The organism is Halomonas sp. 1513 (genome assembly GCA_001971685.1).
Taxonomy (GTDB): Bacteria; Pseudomonadota; Gammaproteobacteria; order Pseudomonadales; family Halomonadaceae; genus Franzmannia.
The window spans coordinates 849307-866055 of sequence record CP019326.1; the positions used below are offsets into that span (position 1 = coordinate 849307).

General features: G+C 65.5%; 14 protein-coding genes. 8 read left to right on the forward strand and 6 right to left on the reverse strand.

Features of this window, described 5'->3' with window-relative positions; genetic code table 11:
• The first annotated feature begins 196 nt into the window (after positions 1-196).
• The 3 genes from BWR19_03925 (at position 197) to BWR19_03935 (ending at position 3406) form a co-directional block, all read left to right on the forward strand.
• Positions 197-601: a hypothetical protein gene (locus BWR19_03925; protein APX92154.1), complete on the forward strand. Its 405-nt coding sequence runs from the start codon at positions 197-199 to the stop codon at positions 599-601.
• 175 nt (positions 602-776) lie between these two features.
• Positions 777-2678, forward strand: coding sequence for a cyclic nucleotide-binding protein (locus tag BWR19_03930; protein APX92155.1), 1902 nt, complete (start codon positions 777-779; stop codon positions 2676-2678).
• 5 nt (positions 2679-2683) lie between these two features.
• A complete protein-coding gene (locus BWR19_03935) occupies positions 2684-3406 on the forward strand; it encodes a DNA polymerase III subunit epsilon (protein ID APX92156.1) in 723 nt (240 codons plus the stop codon).
• A 62-nt stretch (positions 3407-3468) separates the two neighbouring features.
• Here the strand turns inward: BWR19_03935 and BWR19_03940 are convergent, their stop codons facing one another.
• The 3 genes from BWR19_03940 to BWR19_03950 all read right to left on the reverse strand — a co-directional run bounded on the left by BWR19_03940 (position 3469) and on the right by BWR19_03950 (position 6122).
• Complete coding sequence (locus tag BWR19_03940) at positions 3469-5121, reverse strand: BCCT transporter (protein APX92157.1); 1653 nt, start codon at positions 5119-5121, stop codon at positions 3469-3471.
• Positions 5122-5368: 247 nt separating this feature from the next.
• Positions 5369-5875: a hypothetical protein gene (locus tag BWR19_03945; protein ID APX92158.1), complete on the reverse strand. Its 507-nt coding sequence runs from the start codon at positions 5873-5875 to the stop codon at positions 5369-5371.
• 49 nt (positions 5876-5924) lie between these two features.
• Positions 5925-6122 (reverse strand): hypothetical protein, encoded by a 198-nt coding sequence (locus BWR19_03950; protein ID APX92159.1) that lies wholly within the window; start codon positions 6120-6122, stop codon positions 5925-5927.
• A 272-nt stretch (positions 6123-6394) separates the two neighbouring features.
• Here BWR19_03950 and BWR19_03955 point away from each other — a divergent pair, with 272 nt between their 5' ends.
• The 5 genes from BWR19_03955 to BWR19_03975 all read left to right on the forward strand — a co-directional run bounded on the left by BWR19_03955 (position 6395) and on the right by BWR19_03975 (position 12194).
• A complete protein-coding gene (locus tag BWR19_03955) occupies positions 6395-8113 on the forward strand; it encodes an NADH-quinone oxidoreductase subunit F (protein APX92160.1) in 1719 nt (572 codons plus the stop codon).
• Between the two features lie 11 nt (positions 8114-8124).
• Positions 8125-10965, forward strand: coding sequence for a formate dehydrogenase subunit alpha (locus BWR19_03960; protein ID APX92161.1), 2841 nt, complete (start codon positions 8125-8127; stop codon positions 10963-10965).
• A gap of 33 nt (positions 10966-10998) precedes the next feature.
• A complete protein-coding gene (locus BWR19_03965; protein APX92162.1) occupies positions 10999-11232 on the forward strand; it encodes a hypothetical protein in 234 nt (77 codons plus the stop codon).
• A gap of 186 nt (positions 11233-11418) precedes the next feature.
• Positions 11419-11697: a hypothetical protein gene (locus BWR19_03970; protein APX92163.1), complete on the forward strand. Its 279-nt coding sequence runs from the start codon at positions 11419-11421 to the stop codon at positions 11695-11697.
• Between the two features lie 131 nt (positions 11698-11828).
• On the forward strand, positions 11829-12194 hold the full coding sequence (locus BWR19_03975) for a hypothetical protein (protein APX92164.1): 366 nt from the start codon (positions 11829-11831) through the stop codon (positions 12192-12194).
• A gap of 78 nt (positions 12195-12272) precedes the next feature.
• On the opposite strand, the gene BWR19_03980 is transcribed toward BWR19_03975, so the two are convergent.
• The 3 genes from BWR19_03980 to BWR19_03990 form a co-directional block, all read right to left on the reverse strand.
• Positions 12273-13643 carry a sigma-54-dependent Fis family transcriptional regulator gene (locus BWR19_03980; protein APX92165.1) on the reverse strand — a complete coding sequence of 457 codons (1371 nt, stop codon included), beginning with the start codon at positions 13641-13643 and terminating at the stop codon, positions 12273-12275.
• Between the two features lie 13 nt (positions 13644-13656).
• The gene (locus BWR19_03985; GenBank protein ID APX92166.1) at positions 13657-15120 is read right to left on the reverse strand and encodes a two-component sensor histidine kinase; all 1464 of its coding nucleotides are present in this window, start codon (positions 15118-15120) and stop codon (positions 13657-13659) included.
• Positions 15121-15234: 114 nt separating this feature from the next.
• Complete coding sequence (locus BWR19_03990; GenBank protein APX92167.1) at positions 15235-16521, reverse strand: Rieske (2Fe-2S) protein; 1287 nt, start codon at positions 16519-16521, stop codon at positions 15235-15237.
• Positions 16522-16749: the final 228 nt, after the last annotated feature.

Sequence of the window (16749 nt, forward strand, 5' to 3'; positions counted from 1 at the left end):
GCGGGGAGGATTGGCGAGGATGGGGTGAGCGCAGGCTTAGCAGGTTGGCGTCGCCTAACGCGTATCCTGTTTGCGACATGTGTAACATTAATAGATGTATTTCGTTTCCTTCTGTTACTCAAAAAATATGAACCCTCCCGGTGCGCTGTCGTCACAGTGGGGCACATACTCAAGCAACACCCTGGAGGTATTGATTATGCAACGGATGACTGCCCTGTTTTCTGCCGCTCTGCTGAGCGCCGGCCTGATGTCTGCCCAGGCAGCCTTCGCTCAGGATCCCGCCCAAGATCCGGCACAGGATCCCGCCGCGGCGCCGGAGCAGCAGGCGGCACCCGCTCAGGACTTCTCCGATCAAGAGCTTCAGCAGTTTGCTGATGCGTCTCAGGAAATCGCCATGATTTCCCAGGAGTACACCGAGCGTCTGCAGGGGGCTGAGGACGAAGCGACTCAGCAGGAAGTCCGCATGGAAGCCAACGACCGCATGGTTGAAGTCGTGGAAGACAGCGGTCTGGACGTCGATACCTTCAATGCGATCGGCCACACCATCCAGCAGGACCCGGAAATGATGCAGCGCGTTCAGGAAATGGCTGAACAGTCGTAAGCTGCCACCACGTCGACTCCCATCGACAGTGTGAGCGTCAAGGGCCGCCTCGAGCGGCCCTTGTCGTGTCTGGGCGACGCCTGGATGACTCACGGCGACGCTAATCCGCTGGCGGCTTTACAGCAGGTGCGGGGAGCAGCAGACTTCAGGTATCAGTGTCGGGCCGGGAGTGGACATGGACATCGAACTGCTGGAGATTCGCGAGCAACTGGCCCGCTTTGCGCCCTTCGACGGACTCAGCGATGCGCATCTCGATAGCGTGGCCGGGCGTATCGAAGTCGGCTATTTCAAGGCCGGCAGCGATATCCTGCAGCTCGGCGATAGCATCGAGGACCTGCACTACATCCGCAGCGGTGCGGTGGAGATCTTCTGGCGCAACGGCGAACTCTACAATCGTCTCAGCGAAGGCGATATCTTTGGCCACTACAGCCTGCTGCGTAGCCGCAAGGTGCACTTTCCTGCCAAGGCCCTCGAAGACACCCTGATCTATTTCATCCCCGGTGATGTTTTCCGCGAGCTGTGCGACCAAGACGAGCACTTTGCCGACTTCGTCGAGTTTGGCCGCACGCGGCTCAAGGCGGCGGTCGAGGAGCAGCACAAGAGCAACGACATGATGATGACACGGGTGCGCAAGCTGGTATCGCGCCGCCCGCTGATGATCGAGGAGAGCGCCAGCGTGCAGGAGCTGGCTCAGCGCATGAACGAGGAGAACGTCTCCTCGGCGCTGGTGTTGTCGATGGCGGAGGGCGATCCGCGCTATCAGTTCAGCGACCCGGATGGGCAGAGCTGGACCCTGAAGGGGATCGTCACCGACCAGGACTTGCGCAACCGGGTGTTGGCCGAAGGGCGCAGCGTATCGACCCGGGTCAGCGAGATCGTCAGCTCACGACTGATCAGCGTGCAGTCCGACGAGTCGGTGCACGAGGCGATGCTGTCGATGCTGCGCAACAATGTGCACCATCTGCCGGTGCTCTATCGGCGCCGACCGATGGGCGTGCTGCACCTCTCGGATATCATCCGCTACGAGACGCATAGCAGCCTCTACCTGGTCAGCAACATCTTCCATCAGCCCGATGCCTTGGGCCTGGCGCGTCTCAAGCCGGACGTGCGCGAAGCCTTCGTGAGGATGGTCGAGGAGGGTGCCAACTCGCACATGGTGGGCTCGGCGCTATCGACCATCGGCCGCAGTTTCACCCGCCGTCTGCTCGAGCTCGCCGAAGAGGAGCTGGGACCACCGCCGGTGCCGTACTGCTTCATGGCGCTGGGCTCGATGGCGCGCAACGAGCAGAGCATCGTCACCGACCAGGACAATGCGCTGATCCTCGACGACCGCTTCGACCCGGCCCAGCACGATGAGTACTTCGCGACCCTGGCCAAGCGCGTCAGCGATGGCCTCGATGCCTGCGGCTACAGCTACTGCAAGGGCGACGTCATGGCCACCAACCGCCAGTGGCGTCAGCCGCTGGCGGTGTGGAAAGACTACTTCAGCGAGTGGATCGACCAGCCGCGCCCCGAGCATCTGCTGCACAGCTCGATCTTCTTCGACCTCGACAGCGTGCACGGCGAGGAGGCCTTCGTCGAACAGCTGCAAGACCTGGTGGCCCGCAAGGCCTCCCAGAGCCCGCTGTTCCTGGCCGCCATGGCGCGCAATGCCCTGGGCCGTACGCCGCCGCTGGGCTTCTTCCGCACCTTCGTGATGGAGAAGGACGGCAAGCAGAACAACACCATCAACATCAAGCGCCGCGGCACCGCACCGATGGTCGACCTGATACGGGCCCACGCCCTGGCCTGCGGCTCGCGGGCACAGAACAGCTTCGAGCGCCTCGACGACATTGCCAAGACCCAGCTGCTGCCGGCGGGCACCGGCGACAAGATCCGCTACGCCTTCGAGTTCCTATCGATAGTGCGCATTCGTCATCAGGCCATCGACCTGCAGGAGGATCGCGAGCCCGACAACAACATTGCCCCGGGCAACGTCTCCGACAGCGAACGTCACCACCTCAAGGATGCGTTCCAGCTGCTCAGCAACGCCCAGAAGTTTCTCAAGTTCCGCTACCCCATGCCGTCGCGGCGCTGATCGCCATGCCGTCGCTTCCGTTGTTCAAGCGCTCCGCACCGCAGTGGCCCGACTATCTGGCGCGACGTGCCGACGAAGCGCGCGATCCACGCGTGGCGGAATTTTTCGCCACCAGCCAGCTGGCGCCGGAAACGCCGATCGCCGAGGCGCCGCTGGTGGCCATGGACATGGAGACCACCGGCCTCGACGAGCGGCGGCATGCGATTCTCAGTATCGGCCTGGTGCCCTTTAGTCTGAGCCGCATCCGGCTGGCCGAGCGGCGCTACTGGCTGGTGCGCCCGCCGCGGCCGCTGGTGCGCCAGTCGGTGGCCTTTCACCGCATCACCGACTCGGAGATCGAGCACGCGCCGGATCTCGACGAGATCCTCGACGAGCTGCTGGCCGCCCTGGCCGGTCGCCTGGTGGTGGTGCACTACCGGCACATCGAGCGACCGTTCCTCGACGCCGCGGTCAAGTCGCGGCGCGATGAAAGCCTGCGCTTTCCTGTGATCGACACCATGTCGCTGGAGGCGCGCATTCATCGCCAGTCGCTGTGGGCGCGTTTTCGGCGCTGGATGGGTCGCCCGCCGGTGTCGATCCGCCTGCACAACAGCCGCGAGCGCTACGGTCTGCCGCCATATCAGGGGCATCATGCGCTGATCGACGCGCTGGCCACCGCCGAGCTGCTGCAGGCGCAGATCGCCGCTCGCCACCAGCCAGGCACGCCGATCGGGCAGCTCTGGAGCTGAATGTCAGGCATCAAAAAAGGCGGCCCGCAGGCCGCCTTTTTTATGCTCTGGCTGATATGCGCTCAGCCACGTGGTTCGCTCATCAGCCCCTTGACGATGGCATAGCAGCCCACCAGCAGCACCAGGGTGAAGGGCAGGCCGGTGGAGATCACCGCGGCCTGCAGCGCCGCCAGGCCCCCGCCGAGCAGCAGCGCGATGGCGATGGCGCCCTCGATGATCGCCCAGAAAAGGCGCTGGGGCTTGGGCGCGTCGACCTTGCCCCCGGCGGTGATGGAGTCGATCACCAGCGAGCCTGAGTCTGACGAGGTGATGAAGAACACGATCACCAGCACGATAGCGATGAAGGAAGTGATCTCGGTCAGCGGCAGGCCGGCCAGCATCACGAACAGCGCATCCGCTTCACCTTCGAAGGTCCCGGCGAGCAGTTGCTCGATACCGGCACTGCCGAAAGAGGTCATCCAAAGCACGGACACCGTAGACGGTATCAGCAGCACGGCGATCAGGAATTCGCGCACGGTGCGCCCGCGGGAGACCCGTGCGATGAACATGCCGACGAACGGTGACCAGGAGATCCACCACGCCCAGTAGAAGGCGGTCCAGCCCTGGCTGAAGTTGGCGTCCTCGCGTCCGAAGGGATTGGAGAGCGCCGGCAGGTGGACCAGGTAGCCCAGCAGGTTCTGGAAGAAACCGGTGGCGATCATCAGCGTTGGCCCGACGATGATCACGAAGGCCAGCAGTAGGAAGGCCAACCCCATGTTGAGCTGCGAGAGGCGCTGCACGCCCTTGTCGACACCCAGGAAAATCGAGCCCATGGCGACGATGGTGATGGCCACGATCAGCAGCACCATGGTGGTGTTGGTATCGGGAATACCGAACAGATCGTTGAGGCCGCTGGTGGCCTGCTCGGCGCCCAAGCCCAGTGAGGTGGCCAGGCCGAACAGCGTGGCAAATACCGCCAGAATATCGATCACATGCCCCGGCCAGCCCCATACGCGCTCACCCAGGATCGGGTAGAAGATCGAGCGCATGGTCAGCGGCAGCCCTTTGTTAAACGAAAAAATCGCCAACGCCAGCGCCACGATGGCGTAGATCCCCCAGGGGTGCAGGCCCCAGTGGAAGATGGTGGCGGCCATGCCCAGCGCAACGGCGCCGGCCTCGTCGCCTTCGGCGCCGCCCAGTGGCGACCAATCCGTCCGTGCCCCGTTCTCGGTCGCGACGCCTCCCATGGCGGCCTGGAAATGATCCATGGGTTCGGAAACACCGAAGTACATCAGGCCGATGCCCATGCCGGCGGCGAACAGCATCGCAAACCAGCCTGCGTAGCTGAAGTCCGGCGTCGCATCTCGCCCGCCGATGCGCACCTTCGCTAGCGGGGTGAAGATCAGTATGATCGAGAGCAGGACGAAGATATTGGCGGCCAGCAGGAAGAACCAGGCCATGTTGCTGGTCAGGAAACCGAAGGTGGCGTTGAAGAGCGGCGCCACTTGCTCCTGCAGGGCGAGGGTGATGATCACGAAGAACATCACCACAATCGACGAGAATATGAAGACCTTGCCATGCAGGTCCAAATTAAAGCCCATTGGTGAGGCGGTGATGTTGTCCTGACCGATCACATAGTCGGTATCAATTAGATTGGCGGGGCCTTCTGGCGCGGGAATGCCTTCGGAGCTCTCCTGCCGTTCTCCGGCCGAGGGGTCCTGAGAATTCTTATCCACTGCGAAATCTCCCTTGTGCTTACATTGTGATGGCTCACGGTTATTGTGACGCGTTACCAGTGAATTGCCAGGCAAGCGGCCGATAAGATTCAGATGGGCGCTAGGCCAGGGTGATTATTGAGCGGATCGCGCAGCGCCGATATCGCCAATGCGACCTCGCCATGTCTGACCTCTATCATACACAGACAGGCCCGCCAAATTGGCGGGCCTGTTGAGCGACGCCGAACAGCGGCGTCGGCCGGGGGGATCAGTTATTGACGGTTTCGTCGAGCGTATCGCCAATGCTCTCGGCGCCTTCTCGGGTACGCTGCCAGGCGCTTTGCGCCCCTTCACGGGTGGCTTCCCACGCCTCGGCGGCGTTCTCGCGGGCCTGGTCCCACCAGTCTCTGTCGAACTCGGGTAGCTCCTCGAGTTCTTCCGCAGTGGCGTCGACGTAGACGCGGTGCACGGTGTCACCGTCCTCGTCGGTCTCGGTTTCCAGGCGGTAGTGGTCGTTGTCGAGGACGATATCGCGCCCGCCGAGACCTAGGGTGGCGCCGGTCTCAATGACGATGGCCTGAACGCTCATATCGTCGTCGAGCAGGATGTCTTCGACGTCACCGACGCGCTCTTCCGGGGCGCTGTCGAGGTAGACGTTGGCATCCATGATTGCATCGGCCGAGTAGAGGCCTTCGATCTCGGCCTGGGCGGTGCCGGCCAGGGCCATGCCGCCGGCGGCGAGAGAAATGCTGAGTGCGAGAGTCGTCTTGCGCATGCTGTGATCTCCTCGATGGTCCTTTCGTGGTGTCACTGAGCGGGTGCCGTTACAGCTTGGCGGCCCAATCGTTGGCGCGTTTTTCCGCTTCTTCCTTGGTGATGCCGTACTTGGTCTGCAGCTTGCCGATCATCTGATCCTTCTTGCCGGCGATCTGGTCGAGTTCGTCGTCGGTCAGCTCGCCCCAGCTTTCGCGGGCCTTGCCTCTTAGGTCTTTCCAACGTCCTTCGATCTGGTCCCAGTTCATGGTGGCTCCTCCCTGTGGTTGCCACGACTTGCGTCACGCCGTGCCGCATCCGCGCTCCTGACGTCGTTTTCAGGGTCGCATTCGCCGTGTGTGGCGAAACATAGCGGCTATGCTATGTGACAGACTGGCTGTGACAGCGCATCCTTTCTGTGACGTGCACCGATAAAGGTAATGCTGATTTATAGAAGTTCAATGCTTCCATAACAAATTGTTTCATTTTCGCCGGTGCCGCTGCCCAGACGATGAGTGTTTCAACGACAACGAGCACGCCCATGACCGAGACTACCGTGACCCCCGTGCGTCGCTTCCGCGGCACACCCCGTGGCCGCGAGCTGGCCCCCGAGGCGCTGACGGCGCTACGTGCGCTGCTCGGCGACGAACGCCAGACGCCGACGCTTCAGCGCCGCGATCTACTGATCGAGCACCTGCACCTGATCCAGGACCACCACGGCTACTTGTCGATGGCCAACCTGCGCGCCCTGGCCGCCTACATGAACCTGCCCATGGCGACGGTGTATGAGACCGCCACCTTCTATGCACACTTCGACGTGGTCCACGACGACCAGGCACCGCCGCCGGCGGTGACCATCCGCGTCTGCGACTCGCTGTCCTGCCAGCTGGCCGGCGCCGCGGCGCTCAAGAACGAGCTCGAGGCCGGCGCCGACCCGGGCCAGGTGCGGGTGCTGCGTGCGCCCTGCATGGGCCGCTGCGAGAGCGCGCCGGTGGTCGAGGTGGGGCATCGCCATGTGCTGCATGCCAGCTGCGAGGCGGTGGAAGCGGTGGTCGATACCGGCCATTACCATCCCGAGACCGTCGACTGGCAGCGGCTCGACGCCTATCGCGGCGAGGGCGGCTATGCGCTGCTTGAGTCCTGCCGCGATGGCGAGGTGAGCGTCGACAGCCTGATGCAGACCCTCGAGGCGGCCAACCTGCGCGGCCTGGGTGGGGCCGGCTTCCCGACCTTCAAGAAGTGGTACTTCGTGCGCCAGGAGCCGGGACCGCGCTACTGCGCGATCAACGCCGACGAGGGCGAGCCGGGCACCTTCAAGGATCGCTACTACCTCGAACAGGCGCCACACCGCTTCCTCGAGGGCGCGTTGGTCAGCGCCTGGGCGGTGGACGCCGAGGCGCTCTACATCTACCTGCGTGACGAATACCCCGGCCTGCACCGCGTGCTGCACGAGGCGATCGCCGAGCTCGAGGCCGCTGGCCTGGTCAGCCCCGGCTACGTGGTGATGCGGCGCGGCGCCGGCGCCTATATCTGTGGCGAAGAGTCGGCAATGATCGAGTCGCTTGAGGGTAAGCCCGGCAAGCCGCGCCACCGGCCGCCGTTCGTCGCTCAGCGCGGCCTGTTCGACCGCCCGACCCTGGTCAACAACGTCGAGACCGTCTACTGGATCCCGCTGATCTGGCAGCGCGGCGCCGAGTGGTTCGCCGGCCACGGCCGACACGGCCGCAGCGGCCTGCGCAGCTTCTCGCTCTCCGGGCGGGTCAAGCGCCCCGGCGTGCACCTGGCCCCGGCGGGCATCACCCTTGCCGAACTGGTCGAGGAGTACGGCGGCGGCATGGCCGACGGCCATCGCCTCGCCGCCTACCTGCCGGGTGGCGCCTCCGGCGGCATCCTGCCGGCCAGCAAGGCGGATATCCCGCTGGACTTCGACACCCTGCAGGCCGAGGGCTGCTTCATCGGCTCGGCGGCGGTGATTGTGCTATCGGATCGGGACGACCTGCGCGCCGCGGCCGCCAATCTGCTGGCGTTCTTCGCCGACGAATCCTGCGGGCAGTGCACGCCGTGCCGGGTCGGCACCGAGAAGATGTTGACCCTGCTCGAGCGCGACGAGTGGCACGCCGCCGACCTCGAGCGGCTGTCCCAGGTGATGATCGACGCCTCGATCTGCGGCCTCGGTCAGGCGGCGCCCAATCCGGTGCTGGGCCTGCTCAAGGATTTTCGCAGTGAGCTTGCCGCCCAGCGCGTGATCGTCAAGGGCTAAGGGAGATGAGCATGAGCGAACAGAGTTTCAGCCTGACCCTCGACGGCGTCGAGGTCATCGCCCACGCCGGCGAGACGCTGTGGCAGGTGGCCAAGCGCGCCGGTGAGACCATTCCCCACCTGTGCTACAAGGACGCCCACGGCTACCGCGCCGACGGCAACTGCCGCGCCTGCATGGTCGAGATCGACGGCGAGCGGGCGCTGGCGGCGAGCTGCCTGCGCCAGGCCGCGCCGGGCATGGTGGTCAAGAGCGCCAGCTCCGAGCGCGCGCGGCTCTCCCGCGAAGCGGTCATGGAGCTGCTGATCGCCGACCAGCCAGAGCGTGAGCAGAGCCCCGACCGCGCCAGCCACTTCTGGGCCATGGCCGATCAGCTGGCCATCGATGCCGCGGCGGTGCGCGAGTGGCTGCCGCCGCGCAGCGCGCGCGATGCGCCCACGGTGCATCACGTCGCCGCACGGGACGCCGCCTTGCCGCACGCCGAGGGCCATGACGCCACGCACTCGGCGATGCACGTCAATCTCGACGCCTGCATCGAGTGCAACCTGTGCGTACGCGCCTGTCGCGAGGTGCAGGTCAACGACGTGATCGGTCTTGCCCATCGCGGTGCGGCCTCCAAGATCGTCTTCGACTTCGACGATCCGATGGGCGAGAGCACCTGCGTGGCCTGCGGCGAATGCGTCCAGGCCTGCCCCACCGGCGCGCTGATGCCGGCCACGCTGATCGACGCCCAGGGCCGCGGCGACTCCCGCGTGGCCGATCGCCAGGTCGACTCGGTGTGCCCCTACTGCGGGGTGGGCTGTCAGCTCACCTACCACATCAAGGACGACGAGATCCTGTTCGTCGAGGGCCGCGACGGGCCCTCCAACCACAACCGGCTATGCGTCAAGGGGCGCTTCGGCTTCGACTACCCGCGGCATGCGTCGCGGCTGACCACGCCGCTGATCCGCCGGGCCGGGGTGGCCAAGGGGCTCGACCCGGACTTCGACCCGGCCCAGCCGCTGAGCCACTTCCGCGAGGCGAGCTGGGAGGAGGCGCTGGACGCCGCCGCCGGCGGCCTCACCGCGCTCAAGGCCGAGCGTGGCCCGGCGGCGCTGGCCGGCTTCGGCAGCGCCAAGTGCTCCAACGAGGAGGCCTGGCTGTTCCAGAAGCTGGTGCGTACCGGCTTCGGCTCCAACAACGTCGACCACTGCACCCGGCTGTGTCACGCCAGCTCAGTGGCGGCGCTGATGGAGTGCATCGGCTCCGGCGCGGTCACCGCCTCCTTCATGCAGGCCGAGCAGGCCGATGTGGTGATCCTCACCGGCTGCAACCCCACCGTGAACCACCCGGTGGCGGCGACCTTCTTCAAGCAGGCCGCCAAGCGCGGCACCAAGCTGATCGTCATCGATCCCCGCGGCCAGGCGCTGGGCGCCTACGCCCACCAGACCCTGCGCTTCACGCCGGGCAGCGACGTCTCGCTGTTCAATGCCATGCTCAACGTCATCGTCAGCGAGGGGCTCTACGACCAGGCCTATATCGACGCTCACACCGAGGGCTTCGAGGCGCTCAAGGCCCACGTCGCCGAGATGACCCCCGAGGCCATGGCACCGGCCTGCGGCGTCAGCGCCGAGGAGATCCGCCAGGTGGCGCGGGAATACGCCACTGCCGAGCGGGCGATGATCTTCTGGGGCATGGGCATCTCCCAGCACACCCACGGCACCGACAACGCGCGCTGCCTGATCTCGCTGGCACTGGCCTGCGGCCATACCGGCCGCCCGGGCACCGGCCTGCACCCGCTGCGCGGCCAGAACAACGTCCAGGGCGCCTCCGACGCTGGCCTGATCCCGATGGTGATGCCCGACTACCAGCCGGTCTCCGACGCCCAGGTGCGCAGCGCCTTCGAGGAGCTGTGGAACACCGAGCTCGATCCCGAGCCCGGCCTCACCGTGGTCGAGATCATGGACGCCGTGCATGCCGGCACCATTCGCGGCATGTATATCCAGGGCGAGAATCCGGCGATGTCCGACCCCGACCTCGACCACGCCCGGGCGGCCCTGGCCAAGCTCGAGCATCTGGTGGTGCAGGACCTGTTCGTCACCGAGACCGCCCAGTTCGCCGACGTCATCCTGCCCGCCTCGGCGTGGCCGGAGAAGGACGGCAGCGTCACCAATACCAATCGCCAGGTGCAGATGGGCCGCGCCGCCATGCCGCTGCCCGGCGACGCCAAGCCCGACTGGTGGATCATCCAGGAGATCGCCCGGCGCTTCGGCCTGGCCTGGGACTACGGCCACCCCCGCGAGGTGTTCGCCGAGATGCAGCGCGGCATGCCGTCGCTGGACCACATCAGCTGGGAGCGCCTCGAGCGCGAGGACTCGGTGACCTATCCGTGCCCGGCGGACGACGCCCCGGGGGCCGACGTGGTGTTCAGCGACGCCTTCCCCACCGCCAGCGGCCGCGCCCGTTTCAGTCCCACCGTGCCGCTGCCGCCGGACGAACCCATCGACGGCGACTTCCCCACGGTGCTGACCACCGGGCGTCAGCTGGAGCACTGGCACACCGGCTCGATGACGCGGCGCGCCAAGGTGCTCGACGACCTCGAACCCGAGGCGGTGGCCAGCCTGTCGCCGGGTGAACTGCGCCGCCTGGGCCTGCAGCCCGGCGACGCCTTGACGATTACCACGCGGCGTGGCTCGATCACCCTGCGTGCGCGGGCCGACATGCTGATGCCGGACGGCATGGTGTTCGTGCCGTTCTGCTACGCCGAGGCCGCGGCCAATGTGCTGACCAACCCGGCGCTGGACCCCTACGGCAAGATTCCCGAGTTCAAGTACGCCGCCTGCCGGCTGACGGTGGCCGAGGCGGTCCCTGGCTAGCGCGAGGCCCAAGGGCAAGAGGAGGACGATGCCATGATGATTGCCGAACTGATCGACGGGGACGACTTTCGCCAGCGGCTGGTGGCGCTGGGCGTGCAGCTCCCCGAGGGCGCCTGCCCGGAGACCTGCGCCCGGCTCGCCAGGCGCAAGCACCTCGAGGTCGGCGTGCCGGGGCTGGAGGCGGAAATCGACGCGCTGATGCAGCAACGCGAGGTCATGCTGCCGTCGGTGCGGCGTGCCATCGAGGATATCCTCCAGGCGCGCTAGCCATTGCGACCCATGTGTCATTTTTCGCCACCCCTGGCCGCTTATCTCGGCCCAGGGGTGGCGTTATTTGCGCTGCCGTAATAATCATAACATGCTGTTTGTTAAATATTTTTCTCTTCTTTTTTGCATCTGGCGCACTTTGTGCTTTGTATTGGGTGACACCCAAGCAATCGTCAGGAGACAAGGATGAATACTCGCACCAAGGCAAGTCGCAAATTCATGGCCGCAACGTCGATTGCCGCCATGCTATTGGGCAGCCTGGCACTGGCGGGCTGTGGAAACGACGACGATATGCCGCCGATGGAAGACGATCCGGCCATGGATCAGCCCATGGAAGAGGATCCCGGCATGGATCAGGGGATGGACGATCCGGCAATGGACGATCCGGCCATGGATGAAGGCATGGACGACGACGGCATGATGGAAGAAGACCCGATGATGGAGGAGCAGGACGAGGAGTTCTGATCGTTCATCGCGTCAAAACGTGAAAGGTTAGCATGACGGCGGGGCATGGATGCCCTGCGAGTTGGCCGGCGACGCGCTCGTCGGCAGGCCACACAGGGACGTGGCCACATTGGATCAGGAGGTGTTTAGCGATGATGTCCAAGGCTTTGTTGAAGAAGATCGGTATTTTCGGCGTATCGCTGGGTCTTACGGCCAGCCCGCTGGTGATGGCCGATATGCACGATGACGGTGCGCCTGCCGACCCCGCTGGAACCTCGGATCCTGCTTCGCCCGGCACCCAGGACCCTGCTTCGCCGGGAACCGACCCTGCCGGGACTGAAGAAGGCACTGCCGATCCGACCACCGGTGTGCCGGGTACCGGCGACGAGCCCGAAGCGGGCATGCCAGAGGATGAGGAGGCTGGTTTCGGCGATGGTGGCGAGGCCATGCCCGGCGAGGCAGACCCGCCCGCGGAACATTCAGGCGAGCCGCTGCCTGAAGACGAGGAGCTCGATTGATCGCCGCGTGATGTTCTTGATGTTTCGATAGCTTTCCAACGGCGCCCAGCGGGCGCCGTTGGTATGTCAGAAGACCGCTCAGCTGGCGTCGTCCTGATCCTCGAGGCGGCGGTAGAGGGTCTTGCGGGCGATACCCAGGATATCGGCGGTGCGCCGCTTGTTACCGCCGGTGGCTTCGAGGACCTTCTGGATGTAGCGCTTCTCGACATCCTCGAGGCTCGGCCAGTTGGCACCCTGGCCGGCAGGGACCACCTCACTGCCGAGGGCACTGCTCTGCTCCCGGGCATGGCCGCGCAGTCGCTCGGGGAGATCGTCATGGCACAGGATGCCGTCCTCGGCCAGGGTGACCGCGCGCATGATGGCGTTTTCCAGCTCGCGGACGTTGCCCGGGTAGGGGTAGTTGAGTAGCGCCTGCAGGGCCAGCGGCTCGACCTGCTCGATGCTCTTGCCCTGCTGCCCGGCGTGCTTGTCGATCAACGCGGCGATCAGGCGCTCGATGTCGCCCTCGCGCTCGCGCAGCGGCGGGATGCGCAGCGAGAAGGTCTCGAGGCGATAGAACAGGTCGCTGCGGAAGTTGTCGCCCTCGATCTCTTTCTCCAGGTCGCGGTGGGTGGCGGCGATGATGCGCACATCGACTTTCTCCTCCTTCTCGGCGCCTACCGCACGCACGGTTCTTTCCTGCAGCGCGCGCAGCAGCTTGGCCTGCAGCGAGGGCGGCATCTCGCCGATCTCGTCGAGGAACAGGCTGCCGCCGTTGGCGGTATGGAATAGCCCCTGGCGCGCCTCGTTGGCGCCGGTGAAGGCGCCCTTCACGTGGCCGAAGAATTCGCTCTCCATCAGTTCCATGGGGATGCTGGCGCAGTTGACGGCGATGAAGGGGGCGTCGTGGCGCGGGCTCTCGGCATGGATGGCGCGGGCCAGCAGCTCCTTGCCGGTGCCGCTCTCGCCGAGGATCAGGATCGGTGCGCTGCTCTTGGCCAGCCGCGCCGCGTCGTGAAACAGCGACTGCATCGACTCGCTCTCGCCGACGATGCCGTGGAAGTGCGGGCGGGCGCCGCCGGCGCTCTCCAGGCGCGCCGCCAGGCGATGGTTCTCGAGCACGCGATAGACCGCATCGCGCACGTTCTCGAGGTCCAGCGGCTTGGTCAGGAAGTCGTCGGCACCGATCTTCAGCGCCTCCACTGCCTGCTCGATGGTGCCGAACGCGGTGATCACGATGAAACCGACGCTGCTGCCGTCGTGGCGCAGCTGCTCGAGCAGCTGCATGCCGCTGATGCCGGGCAGGCGCACGTCGCTGATGATCAGCTCGACGCTCTCGTGGCTGAGGGTGGCGATGGCGTCCTCGGCGCTGCCGACCCCGAGGGTGGCGTAGCCGGCGTCCTGGAGTTCTTCCTCGAGCAGTTCGAGAATCGCCGGGTCGTCTTCGACGATGAGAATCGGCGGCGTCACGGAAGCCTCCTTGTCATGTGGGTTGCGCTCCCTGCGTGGGTGTCGGGTCGTCGGCGGGGAAGGTCAGTTCGAACCCGGCGCCACCCAGGGCGCTGTCGAAGACCCCCACGGTCCCGCCGTGGTCGTTGATGATACGGTGAACCATCGACAGGCCCAAGCCGCTGCCCTGACCGACCGGTTTGGTAGTGAAGAAGGGGTCGAAGACGCGGCTCTTGTCGGCTTCGCCGATACCCGGGCCATCGTCCTCGACCTTGATATGCAGCTCGCCGTTGAGCGTCTCGGCGCTGACCCGGATCTGTCCGCCGGGGTTGGCCTGCAGGGCATTGTGCATCAGGTTGGTGAACACCTGGGTCAACTGCTGGCCGTTGACCGTCAGCTGCGGCGCGGGAGTGGGCAGATCGACCTCGACGCGGCTGCCGAGGCGTTCGAGCTCGTCCTCGAGCAGGTCGATCGCCGCGGCGATCAGCTCGTCGAGCCGGCAGCACTCCTTCTCGACGTTGTGCTGGCGGCCCAGCTCCATCAGCTGACGCACGATGACCACGATGCGCTCTACCTCGCTGCGGATGCGGCCCAGCTTGGCCCGCTCGTCGTCGCCGATCACCTCGCGGCGCGCCAGCCGCTGGGCCTGGCCGTTGATCACCGTCAGTGGGGCGCCAATCTCATGGGCGACGCCTGCGGCCAGTACGCCGAGCTCGGCGAGCTTCTTCGACTTGCGCAGGCGCTTCTCGAGTTCGATCTCCTTGCGCTGGCGGGCCTCGATATCGGCGTCCTTCTCGGCCATGGCGTCGAGCATGCCGTTGAGCGCCAGCGACAGCTTGCGATACTCGGTGGGGCCGTCGATGGCCGCACGCTGGCTGCGGTCGCCTTTCTCGACCCGCTCCATGACCCCTAGCAGGCGATTGAGCGGGCGTTCGATATAGTGGCGAAAGCCCCACCAGATCATCAGCACGATACCCGCTGCACCCACCGCGAACACCACCACCGCGACGATGCTGATGAAGCCGGTGTAGTTCTCGATGCCGGTATTGAGGCGGTTGACTTGCAGCACGCCGCGGATCTCACCGCCCGGGGTGGTCAGCGGTACCAGCGCCGAGTAGTAGTTCCAGCGTTCGTGCTGACGGTAGTCGCCGGTGGGCTCCTCGGCCTCGACCACCGCGCGAATGTCCTCGGCGTCGAACAGCTCTTCGCCGAGCCCCAGGCCATAGATCTTGTCGCCCTGGGTGTCGAACACATAGGCGCCGTAGATGCGGTGGAAGGAGAACGCCGAGTGCAGCGACTCCTGTAGCGCGTCGGGGGTATCGCGCTCCAGGGCGTAGCCCAGCGAGGTGCCGATGGCATGACTGATGATCTGCACCTCGCTCTGCAGCTTGGTGCGTACGTTGTCTTCCAGCGACTTGATCGCCACCAGGCTGAAAACCAGCAGGATCAGGAACAGCGGCACGATGACCGTGACGATGATGATGTTGCGTAGGCGCATTGGGGGTACTGAGAGACTCGGGTTAGCGACTATCCCAACACGCCACGCCGCGAAAATCCAGCCGCTTGACGCGGGCCACCGGCACGGTCGTGCCGGTGGCCAGTGCGCTGGAGGTCAGCCCCGCACCACCTTGAGGTGGGGCGCGGTGTGGCCGAGATTCTCCTGCAGGCGCTCGCTGTACCAGTCGATGAAGTCGATCACGCCGAACTCGTAGGTCGGCGAGTAGGGGCCCGGCTGGTAGGCCCGGGAGTTGATGCCGCGCTGGTTCTCTTCGGCCAGACGACGATCCTGATCGTTGGTGGCGTCCCACACCTTGCGCAGCTGCTCGGGGTCGTAGTCGACGCCGGCCACGGCATCGGCGTGTACCAGCCACTTGGTGGTCACCAGGGTCTGCTGCGGGCCGAGCGGCAGCACCCGGAACACCACGGCGTGGTCGCCCATGAAGTGGTTCCAGGAGTTGGGCAGGTGAAGGATGCGCAGCGAGCCCATGTCGGGGCTCTGCAGGCGGCCCATCAGCTTGCGACAGCCCGGCTTGCCGTCCAGGGTCATCGACACGGTGCCTTCCAGCAGCGGGGTGCGGGTCAGGCGGTTGCGCTTGCCGAAGCGCTTGAGCTGCCAGGGCACCTGCTCGGCGTCCCAGTCGGCCTGCTTGCGCGCCACCTGGGCCTTGTAGGCCGGGGTGGCCCGCGGGTCGTCGGTGTCGTCGTATTCGAGCAGGGTGTTGAGCAGCTCCGGATGCGCGCCGTTGCAGTGGTAGCATTCGCGGTTGTTCTCGATCACCAGCTTCCAGTTGGCTTGCTCGACGATCGACGACTCCACCGCGACCTTGGTGTTGGCCATGTCGTAGGGTTCGAGATAGTGCTCGAGGGTGGCCAGGAGGTCGTCGATGTCCGGCGGCTGCTCGGCGAGGCTGACGAAGATGAAGCCACCGGCGGTGCGCACCTGGATCGGCTTGAGGCCGTACTGGTTCAGGTCGAAGTTCTCGCCCATGTCGCTACCGGCAAACAGCAGCCGGCCATCGAGTTCGTAGGTCCACTGATGGTAGGGACAGACCAGCTTGGCGACCTTGCCCTTGTCCTTGACGCAAAGCCGCGAGCCGCGGTGGCGGCACACGTTGTGAAAGCCGTGGATGGCGCCCTCGGCGCCGCGCACCAGGATCAGCGGGTTGTCGCCGACCTCGAGGGTCATGAAATTGCCCTTCGCGGGAATCTCGCAGGCCATGCCGGCGAACAGCCACTCCTTCTCGAAGATCTCCTGCATGTCCAGGGCAAACAGCCGGGCGTCGTTGTAGAACGGCTGGGGCAGCGAGAATTGCGGGGTACGCTGGGCGAGCATGGTGCTGGTGGCCTCGCGGGCGCCGGCCAACGGATCGTCGAGACGCTCGTGTGACATCGAGTCCATGAAAACGCTTCCTCTGTAACGGGGCCGCATGAAGCGGCACGGGACGGTTGTCGGTGGGTGTGACCGGCGCGATCGGGGATACTTGGTGGCGAGTTTGGATCAGTCGCTCGCTGCACGGTTGTCTGGCGACGACAAGGCGTGATGCAGCGGCGACGCGTGGGGCAAGAATCCTGCCTGGGGCTGGGACGGGTGGGCATGCCGATGTCGCAGACAGGCATGTGGGATGGC